At 43.8% G+C, this 2581-nt stretch carries 2 protein-coding genes and 1 pseudogene; 1 reads left to right on the forward strand and 2 read right to left on the reverse strand.

What is annotated here, in order from left to right:
• Positions 1-267 precede the first annotated feature (267 nt).
• Positions 268-834 (reverse strand): NADPH-dependent FMN reductase, encoded by a 567-nt coding sequence (locus tag AC1DWB_RS33445; RefSeq protein ID WP_477545402.1) that lies wholly within the window; start codon positions 832-834, stop codon positions 268-270.
• Between the two features lie 30 nt (positions 835-864).
• Positions 865-1980, reverse strand: coding sequence for a nucleotidyltransferase domain-containing protein (locus AC1DWB_RS33450; RefSeq protein WP_477545403.1), 1116 nt, complete (start codon positions 1978-1980; stop codon positions 865-867).
• A 418-nt stretch (positions 1981-2398) separates the two neighbouring features.
• Here AC1DWB_RS33450 and AC1DWB_RS33455 point away from each other — a divergent pair.
• Positions 2399-2581 (forward strand): annotated as a pseudogene (locus AC1DWB_RS33455) (phosphotransferase enzyme family protein); the annotation flags it as partial.

Consider the following 2581-nt stretch of genomic DNA (forward strand, 5'->3'; position numbering starts at 1 on the left):
CTAGTACTGCACCTGAGAACATATCCTCAGCAACCAATTTTTCAATAGTCGAATGAAGCTCTGTCAGATCAACTGATAAAGTCATCTCTACTTCCACCTTTTTCCTTAATGAAATTATTGATATATGTCATTCGATTCATTTCGTGGAAATCCTTCTCTGAAAAGTACAAATAGGACTGTGACAGCCTGCACTCTGGCAACCTGTCACAGCCCCTTTCTCCGAGTCGCCCCGTATCTTTTCGCAAAGCACCGTGGCACCGCTATTGGCTATGCTTGGAAGGACTCAGGGAGTCGGTAACAAGCCTGCTCAAGCGCCTGGAGCAAGGATAGTAGCTCTTGCTGTAGATTGGGATCTGTAATACTGCCTTCTTTACTCAATTTCAAAGTGATGTGCGGTATGATCAATGTTCCTTTTTCTACAATCGCCGCATTAATCATATTCAGCGTGAGCAGAAGTGAAGCATGGGCCTTATCACCACCCATTGGTGTTGGCGAGGCACTGATTACCGCTGTAGGCTTGTTCATTAATTCAGTTGTAGATACGAGCCAATCCAAGGCATTTTTCAACACACCCGGCACACCATTGCCATATTCCGGCGTACATATTAGCACACCATCTGCTTTCTGAAGCTGAGTTCTTAGTTCTCTGACCGTGACAGGTCCATCATCAGCATCGAGATCAGGGTTGAAATGCGGAAGGTCGCCCAACCCGCCATAAATGGTAAATTTCATATTTGTCGGGGCCAGTCCGATGACAGCCTTCATTAATGTTGTATTGGAAGACTGTTGACGAAGACTCCCCGATATGGCCAATAGTTTCATTTCCTTATTCATTCAGTATCACCTCCCTTTTTCTGTGTCATGTCATACGGTGTCTGAACCAAGAAAGGCTGCAAATTGCTCCGGCGTTTCAAATCGATTAATTGTTACCCCTTGGTTGCTGAGGTGACTTTCCAACAGAGAGTCGAGACGTTCTACGGCTTCACAAAGCGGAGCTAAATTACGAGAGTCAAGTAATGCGATTAAATCAGGGAACCCCAACCCTCTGTAAATGGACTGGTAATCTAAGGTTGGGTTCAAAGCGACTGGCCAATGCCCCTTCTCCGTAAAGTAAATAAACCGAGAGATTTCATCTTGTGCTCCTATGGCCCAATAGAAGGCAGAGATATAGTCATTCGTTTCACAAGCCGTTATGATCTTATCTAAAATGCCCTTCATCTCTTCATAAAAACCTTTCATTCTGTCGGGATATGAGGGGCTGCCTGAATAAGTCTCCTTTTGTTTCACCAGTAGCGCAAGAGTATCCTGTGTGAGTTGCTCACAAGCTCCCCGAATATCTTCACACGAACGAGAACGCATAATGGTTTCCATAAGCTGCTCAAGACGGGTTGGTTTTAACGCGAAATTCATAATCTGTTCCGAATTTTTGCCCCATCCCTTTGTGAAATAAGTTCGATTTAACAGCGCAAGACTCTGCAGTACATGCGTTAATACCTCGCGTGCTTCATTACGTAAGAATAGGATGTTCTCCGAATGCATCATGCGACTCATTTTGTATAAATGCACATAGGCATCGCGTAACTGCGACTCGGATTTCTCCATCAACTTCAATCCCTGTTGGGGCATATCGATAATTTGGTCACGTAACTTCGAAAAACGAACCTGGTCCTCGTCTGAACGTACATACAATAATTTGCAATCCGCGATTATCGTTGTGTTCGGTTCTTCGAATGCAGCCATTCTTTGCGCACGCTCCCAACTGATTGGATAAAAATCGAAGCTTATATGATCGATCACAAACTGGATACTGTGACGGTAACCACTGGACGTAGCTGGAATGAAGAAGAAGTCCAAATCGGATCGTTTGGTAGCTGTTCCTTGTGCATATGACCCGTAGTAAGCGATGATCGCAACGTCATCCGGACAATTCGACTTGATATGATTGACTAGCGTTTCGGCAACATCCCATACGTTCAACACTTGTATTCCCCCTTATTATGTAAATAGTATACCTAAATGAATCGGATAAGAGGGTAAACTTTTAATATATCCATATGGTATTTGGGTTCAGAATCCCAAGAGGACTGTGACAGCCTGTTTCCTGACAACCTGTCACAGTCTTCCATGTGCGTCCAATGTGTATATCGTTCTCAGAGGTGCCGACCTCACGGAATGGGACAATTCAAATAAAGATAAATTGTAACTTGATGACATGGAGGAACTATCTGACAATAGTTCATGGGGGAAAAGATCCTTAGTGCACTTAACCTTCAATATCCCTACTACGACCTAAGGAGTGATGGTGTTTGAATACGAACAATCATACAAAAGAGCCTGTGAGAGGTCGTTATTGGTAAACAAGATCACCTCTCATTAGGTAATGGGAGGCAACTAGGAAATGATGTCTTTAAGGAACATGGTACGAGGATTAGTAAATGATTCTCCTGCCAAACAATTGATGCAGTTGTGGGAGCATGATGCGGAATCGTTGAAGTTTTGGCGGGCAAGCAGCAATTTCGTCTACTCATTTGATAGAAACGGTAGTCGGCACTTCCTCCGATTCATTCATGAAGAAGACAAC

The organism is Paenibacillus sp. P4_E11 (assembly GCF_056401635.1).